Here is a 6,953-nt window from a genome sequence, read left to right on the forward strand (position 1 = left end):
CAGAGCCAGCGCGGGAGACTGTTGGCGGATGTGAGGGAACAGGCTGTTCAGGCGACCACTGACTCGGCAAACCATTGCTGGTACGGAATCGGCAATTTGCTCGACTCGCCCCGACCGATCGGGAAGTAGGTGAAACCGATGCGTGCCAGACGGTCTGTGTCGTAAAGGTTGCGGCCATCGAAGATCAGCGGTGCGTTGAGCCGCTGCTGGATCAGTTGAAAGTCCGGTGCCTTGAACTGTTGCCATTCGGTGCAGATGATCAGTGCATCGGCACCGGACAAGACCGACTCGGGTGTACCCATGAGCATCAGCTTCGATTCATCGGGATACAGCTTCTGGGTTTCCTGCATGGCTTCCGGATCGAACGCACGGACATTCGCTCCGGCGGCCCACAAGGATTCGAGCAACACCCGGCTCGGCGCATCGCGCATGTCGTCGGTGTTCGGCTTGAATGCCAGGCCCCACAGAGCAAAGGTCCTGCCACGCAAGTCGCCCTTGTAGAACGCGTTGATGCGCTCGAACAGCTTGTATTTCTGCCGCTCGTTGATGGCTTCCACCGCTTGCAGAAGGTCGCTGGAGCAATGGGCCTGTTCAGCGCTGTGGATCAGGGCGCGCATGTCCTTGGGGAAACATGAGCCACCGTAGCCGCAACCGGGATAGATGAAGTGGTAGCCGATGCGGGAGTCGGCGCCGATGCCCAGGCGTATCGATTCGATGTCGGCACCCAGGTGTTCGGCCAGTTCTGCGATCTGGTTGATGAAGCTGATCTTGGTCGCCAGCATGCAGTTGGCGGCGTACTTGGTCAGCTCGGCGCTGCGCAGGTCCATGAACATGATGCGCTCATGGTTGCGGTTGAAGGGCGAGTAGAGATCACGCATCACCTCACGCACTTCTTCGCGTTCACAGCCGATGACGATACGGTCGGGGCGTCGGCAGTCGGCCACGGCCGAACCTTCTTTCAGAAATTCCGGATTGGAGACGATATCGAACTGCAATACGCGCCCGACGCTGATCAGGCATTTGTCGATGTGTGCACGCAAGGCATCGCCGGTGCCGACCGGGACGGTGGACTTCTCCACCAGGATCGCCGGTTGCTCGCGATGACGGGCCACGGCGTCGCCCACCGACATCACGTAGCGCAAGTCCGCCGAACCGTCGTCCCGGGACGGAGTGCCAACGGCGATGAACAGCACCTGTCCGTGCTGGACGGCGAATTTTTCGTCGCTGGTGAACTGCAACCGCCTGGCGTCAAGACCTTCGCGTACCAGGCTGGCCAGCCCGGGTTCGAATATACTCACGTGGCCCTGTTGGAGCAGTTCGACTTTATTTTCGTCAACGTCCATGCAGACCACATCGTGGCCGACTTCCGCCAGTACCGCTGCCTGTACCAGGCCGACATATCCGCTACCAAATACACTGATTTTCATGGGTCACTCCTTGATTCAGGCGCACGAGCAGGTCGGGATATTGATGGTTATGGCGCCGAGGATGAGCAATGCCACGCCAAGGCTTTTCCAGGCGGCTCAGCAGACAGGCGACCGGCAGCAATTGCAGGTTCATGGTGCCGCCTGAGGAATAATCAAAACCGAGTCAGGATAGGCAAGGTCATATTTCAATTTGTCTATCGTGTTGAAAAAAGCCACATCCGGCCGTTTCAACCGTCAGGACAATGCCGACGCTGTCCAGTACTGCAACGGACGCAATGTCTGACTCTTGGGCAACCCAGGGGCTGTAAACCTAAATAGCCTTTACATCATTGTTTTTTTACTTATTAGTTGTTTCACTTAACTGTTTTAATTCAAGGCCGTTTCGTTTGATTGACTTACCTGTATCTGATTCACGCACACCCCTCATCAATCCACTGACCCTGTATCTGGCGCGACTGGCGCCGTCCAGCCAACTGACCATGCGTTATGTGCTGCAGGATGCCGCCGACCGCCTGGGCTTCGAAGACCACGATATCGAGGAAATTCCCTGGCACAATCTGCAGCCAGAGGACGTCATTGCGTTGGTGGCCACCTTGCGTTCGGACGGTTATGCGCCGAACACGTCTTCGCTCTATGTCAACGCAGTGCGCGGGGTGATGAACGAAGCGTGGCGCATGAGCCTGATCTCTCAGGAGCATCTGTTGAAGATGCGTACGGTGAAGGGCTTGGCCGGTACACGGCTGTCCCAGGGGCGCAATCTCAGGCGTACGCTGATCCAGGAACTGATGGAGGTCTGCGCCGCCGATCCGCGACCGCAAGGCCTGCGGGATGCCGCGATCATCGGGATTTTGTACGGTTCCGGGATGCGCAAATCCGAATCGGTGAACCTGGAACTGAGCCAGGTCGACTTCACCGAGCGCAGCCTGCGGGTGACGGCCAAGGGCAACAAACAGTTGATCAAGTACGCGCCGGCCTGGGCCTTCGCCAAGCTTGAAGCCTGGCTTGAGTTACGCCGTTCGATGCTCAAGGAGGGCGAGACGGACGACCTGTTCCTGTTCAACCGTATCCGCCGTGGCAGCCACATCACCCGGGAGCGCATCACCAAACACGCGATTTACTACATCGCCCGGCAACGTGGCGCGCAGGTCGGGGTGAAAATCATGCCCCACGACTTCCGGCGTTCATTCATCACCCGGGTGATCGAAGAGCATGACTTGTCGATTGCACAGAAGCTGGCGCACCACAGCAATATCCAGACCACGGCCAACTATGATGTGCGCGATGACAACGAGCGGCGTCGGGCGGTGGATCGATTCGATCTGTGAACGATCACACCTCGCGCAGTACATGGGCATGGCCGATGGTCGAGACTTGAACCGAGCTGCCGGCGGGTGGTGCATACATGCCTGAACTGCGCACCAGCAGTGATCGGCCCGACTGCGCGTTGCGGGTCAATGGCTGCAGTTCCACCGTCAGCGTGCAGGTGTTGCCGCTGAAATCCCTATCGGTGACCACGGCCCGGCAACCGCTGGCTTCCGGGTCGCTGGGGAGGATGCTGGCCAGTTGCAGTTGTTCGGGGCGCAGCATGATCTGCGCCGAACTGTTGTTGCGGTGGTTGTTGACGGGGATCCGGCCCAGGTCGCAATGGGCCCAACCGGCCTCGATGCGTGCGGGCATCACCACGGCATCCCCCAGGAACAGCGCGGTTTGCTCGTCTTCGGGATAGCGGTAAAGGTCCAGCGGATGCCCTGACTGGACCAGTCGGCCATGACGCATCACCGCCAACTGGTCGGCGAACGACAGTGCTTCACTCTGGTCATGGGTGACCAGAATGGTGGTGACGCCCGCGTCCTCCAGTAGCCGTGCAACCATCTTGCGCATGGCGGCGCGCAATCCGGTATCGAGCGCCGAGAACGGCTCGTCCAGCAGCATCAGTCGTGGCTGTTGCGCCAAAGCTCGGGCCAGGGCCACGCGCTGTTGCTGGCCACCGGACAATTCATGGGGCCAGCGATCGGCCATCTTCGCGTCCAGCGCCACGCTGTCCATCAGTTCGGCAACGCGCTGCTGTTTTTCAGTGCCCTTGGTCGCCAGGCCGAAGCCGATGTTCGCTGCCACGGTCATGTGCGGGAACAGTGCGCCGTCCTGTGGCACGTAGCCGATCAGACGTTGATGGGCCGGCACTTCGTGGGTGCCGTCGACCAGCGTCTGGCCATTGAGCGACAGGCGCCCGGAATCGGGGAACTCGAAACCGGCAATCATCCGCAGCAACGTGGTCTTGCCCGAACCGGAGGGGCCGACGATGACCGTGCGACTGCCGCTGGGCACCGAGAGGCTGACGTTGTCCAGGGCGCAATGGGCGCCATAGGACTTGTAGAGGGCATTCAATTCAAGAGTGTTCATCGGCCAGCCGTTTTTTTCGATTGGTGATAAAGAAGTCCGGTCAACGGAAGCGACAGCACAACCATCAATAAGGCGTAGGGCGCGGCGGCTGCGTAATCGATTTCGCTGGTCAAGGCCCAGAAACCGGTCGCCAGGGTGCGCGTACCGTTCGGGGCCAGCAGCAGTGTGGCGGTCAATTCGTTGGTGATCGCCAGGAACACCAGCGCAGCGCCGGCGGCCGCCCCCGGGGCAGCCAGGCGCAAGGTGATCAGCCACAGTGCCCGGGCTGGCGAGCGGCCAAGGCTGCGGGCAATGTTTTCCAGTTCCACCGGGGCCTGGGCAATGCCCGCGCGCAGGCTCACCAGAGCACGGGGCAGGAACATCAACAGGTACGCCAGCAACACGCTGAAGGTGGTCTGGTATATCGGCCGGGCAAAGTGGATCGTGACGGTCACCAGTGCCAGCGCCACGATAATGCCGGGCAAGGAACTGGTGATGTAGTTGCAGCTTTCCAGCACCCGCTGCAGTCGACCGGGATAGCGGATCGACAGCCAGGCAATCGGGATCGCCGCGCAGGTGGTCAGCGCCGCGCCCCCGATGCCCAGCAGCAGGGTTTGCTCAAGTGCAGGCAACAATTCGGCCATGTCCCAGACTTCCACGCCTCCGGCGATTAGCCACTTGCCCAAGGTGATCAAGGGCACGCCAAGGGCCAGGGCGCAGGTCATGATCTGCAGCGTCAGCGAGAGCAAGTTGGATACCGGTTTCAGGCGTACGACCCGTTGCTCCCGGGCGCTTCCCGAACCGACGCGGGCGTAACGCGCAGAACCCCGGGCGGCGGATTCGCTCGTCAACATCACCAGGCAACACAGCGCCAGCACACTGGCCAGCATGTGCGCCGCTGCACCGTTGAAGGTCGATTTGAACTGATCGAAGATCGCGGTGGTAAAGGTGTCGAAGCGGATCATGGCGTACAGGCCATATTCGGCCAGCAGGTGCAGGCCGACCAGCAAGGCGCCGCCGCAGATCGCCAGGCGCAATTGCGGCAATACAACGCGGAAAAACACTTTCCAGGGTTTGAGCCCCATGGACTCGGCGACGTCTTCGATGGCCGGATCGAGCCGGCGCAAAGTGGCCGCTACCGGCAAATACAGGAACGGGAAGTAGGCGATGACCGAGACCAGGACACCGGCAAACAAACCGTGAATAGGAGGCACCAGGCTGACCCAGGCGTAGCTGTGAACGAACGCAGGCACTGCCAGCGGCGCGGTGGCCAGCAACGACCACCAGCGCCGCCCCGGCAGATTCGTGCGTTCCGTGAGCCAGGCCAGCGTCACCCCCAGCGCGATGCACAAGGGAATCGTCAGCAGCACCAGCAGCACGGTGTTGACCAGCAGTTCACCGACCCGAGGGCGGAACACCAGGGCCACAACGGTTGACCAGCCGGTCTGCAGGGACACACCAATAACGTAGGCGATCGGTAGCAGTGCCAGTAATGAAACCAGCACCGACAAACCGATCACCCATACACCGCCACGCCCCGCAAAAACTCCGCGGGAGCGTCGACGCAAATGCGCGGGTGTCGCCTCAGCGACCTCCGCAGGCAGGGTTTCTGGTATCAATTAGAGCAGTCCGGCCTGTGTCATCAGCTCCACGGCTTTCTTGCTGTCGAGCTTTGAGGCATCGACAGTCGGCGCATCGAGTTGATTCAGAGGCACCAGTTTAGGGTTGGATTCAGCGCCTTTGCCCACGGCGTATTCAAACGACTTGCCGTTCTTCAGGACATCCTGGCCATCCTTGCCGGTAATGTACTTGAGGAACGCCTGGGCTTGGTCCTGGTGTTTACTGGAGGCGAGGACGCCGCCGCCGGAGATGCTAACAAAAGCGCCCGGGTCTTTGTGCCTGAAATAGTGCAGGGCGGTGTTCTTGCTGTTTTCGCCGGTCTTGGACTGATCCACCAGGCTGTAATAGTGGTAAATCACACCGCTGTCGATCTGCCCGGCATTCACTGCCTTGAGTACCGAGCTGTTGCCACGGTAGTTGGCATAGTTGGTTTTCATCGCCTTGAGCCAATCCAGCGTGGCGGCTTCACCCTTTTGCTGGAGGATGGCAGCGACGATGGCCTGGAAGTCAGCACCACCGGGCGATGCACCCCAGCGACCCTTCCAGCTTGGTGAAGCCAGGTCCATGATCGATTTCGGCAGGTCGGCTTCTGGCAGTTTGCTCGGGTTGTAGACGAATACCGTGGAGCGCGCGGCGATGCCTACCCATTTGCCGTGGGCCGGACGGTAGGCGGAGTCAACCTGCTCCAGCGTGGCCTTATCGACAGGCGCAAGCAGCCCGGCGTTGTCGACCAGAACCATGGCCGGGGAGTTCTCGGTCAGGAATACGTCCGCTGGCGAAGCCGCACCTTCCTGCACGATCTGGTTGCCCATTTCGGTGTCATCGCCATTGCGCAACGTGACGGGAATACCGGTCTCCTGGGTAAAGCCCGCGACCCAGGCCTTGGTCAGGCCTGCGTGTTGCGCGTTGTACACCACGATGCCGACGGAGTCTGCTGCATAGGCCTGGCCAGCGCTCAGCAAAGCGGTGGCCAGAAGGGCCTTTTTCAAGAACGAAGGGATTTTTGGAATCATTCTGTGGGCTGCTCCTGGTACATTTTTTGAAAGTCATGCGTATTGAAACGACAGTTAACCAATGCGAATCATTTGCATGCTTTTGAAGTGCGGGAAATGTAGTGATCCAAATGAGAAAATAACGTAAAAAAAACCGTTAATACATGTAATTTTCATTCAGATTAGCAGCGCTGTGTCCGCTATGTTTCGACTCATCGATCAAACGATGCCGCCGATGAGAATATGACGCTGCCCGGCTAATGCCAGTCAGTTAAGCTGACTGGCATTTTTCTTTCTGATCGGATATTTCGGCGATTTGAGTCGGATGGCCCGGGGATAAATGCGCTCCTCTCGCCGATGAGGCAGGACATAGTGCGGGGCTGAGGCATGCAGCTCGACCAGATACTTGGGGATATTGCCGGAGCGGTCGGCCGAAACGCTGTTGATAAACCCTAAAATTGCCCATGTACACGCGGAAAAGCTCATTTCGCACGGGTAAACACCTGGGCAGTGACGGCTCATTTCGACCATCTGA

6 protein-coding genes and 1 pseudogene are annotated in these 6,953 nt (G+C 59.5%); 1 reads left to right on the top strand and 6 read right to left on the bottom strand.

The window, feature by feature from the left end:
• Nucleotides 1-47: 47 nt before the first annotated feature.
• Nucleotides 48-1,427 carry a UDP-glucose dehydrogenase family protein gene (locus AC3WTM_RS22220; RefSeq protein WP_102670902.1) on the bottom strand — a complete coding sequence of 460 codons (1,380 nt, stop codon included), beginning with the start codon at nt 1,425-1,427 and terminating at the stop codon, nt 48-50.
• The gene (locus tag AC3WTM_RS22225; RefSeq protein WP_158247451.1) at nt 1,405-1,560 is read right to left on the bottom strand and encodes a hypothetical protein; all 156 of its coding nucleotides are present in this window, start codon (nt 1,558-1,560) and stop codon (nt 1,405-1,407) included. Before AC3WTM_RS22225 ends, AC3WTM_RS22220 begins: the two co-directional genes overlap by 23 nt.
• A 253-nt stretch (nt 1,561-1,813) precedes the next feature.
• On the opposite strand from AC3WTM_RS22225, the gene AC3WTM_RS22230 reads away from it, so the two are divergent.
• On the top strand, nt 1,814-2,752 hold the full coding sequence (locus AC3WTM_RS22230) for a site-specific integrase (protein ID WP_102670901.1): 939 nt from the start codon (nt 1,814-1,816) through the stop codon (nt 2,750-2,752).
• Nucleotides 2,753-2,756: 4 nt separating this feature from the next.
• On the opposite strand, the gene AC3WTM_RS22235 is transcribed toward AC3WTM_RS22230, so the two are convergent.
• From AC3WTM_RS22235 to AC3WTM_RS22250, 4 genes and pseudogenes are all read right to left on the bottom strand, one after another.
• Nucleotides 2,757-3,827, bottom strand: coding sequence for an ABC transporter ATP-binding protein (locus AC3WTM_RS22235; RefSeq protein ID WP_102670900.1), 1,071 nt, complete (start codon nt 3,825-3,827; stop codon nt 2,757-2,759).
• Nucleotides 3,824-5,422: an ABC transporter permease gene (locus AC3WTM_RS22240; protein ID WP_102670973.1), complete on the bottom strand. Its 1,599-nt coding sequence runs from the start codon at nt 5,420-5,422 to the stop codon at nt 3,824-3,826. Before AC3WTM_RS22240 ends, AC3WTM_RS22235 begins: the two co-directional genes overlap by 4 nt.
• Before the next feature lie 3 nt (nt 5,423-5,425).
• Nucleotides 5,426-6,439: an iron ABC transporter substrate-binding protein gene (locus AC3WTM_RS22245; RefSeq protein ID WP_102670899.1), complete on the bottom strand. Its 1,014-nt coding sequence runs from the start codon at nt 6,437-6,439 to the stop codon at nt 5,426-5,428.
• Nucleotides 6,440-6,685: 246 nt separating this feature from the next.
• Nucleotides 6,686-6,953, bottom strand: a pseudogene (locus AC3WTM_RS22250) (IS4 family transposase); the annotation flags it as partial.

This window comes from Pseudomonas sp. EU05-FHT14B02 (assembly GCF_058791055.1).

Coding starts and splice junctions, on each gene's coding strand:
- AC3WTM_RS22220 (WP_102670902.1), bottom strand. CDS start 1,427: ATGAAAATCAGTGTATTTGGTAGCGGATATGTCGGCCTGGTACAGGCA.
- AC3WTM_RS22225 (WP_158247451.1), bottom strand. CDS start 1,560: ATGAACCTGCAATTGCTGCCGGTCGCCTGTCTGCTGAGCCGCCTGGAA.
- AC3WTM_RS22235 (WP_102670900.1), bottom strand. CDS start 3,827: ATGAACACTCTTGAATTGAATGCCCTCTACAAGTCCTATGGCGCCCAT.
- AC3WTM_RS22245 (WP_102670899.1), bottom strand. CDS start 6,439: ATGATTCCAAAAATCCCTTCGTTCTTGAAAAAGGCCCTTCTGGCCACC.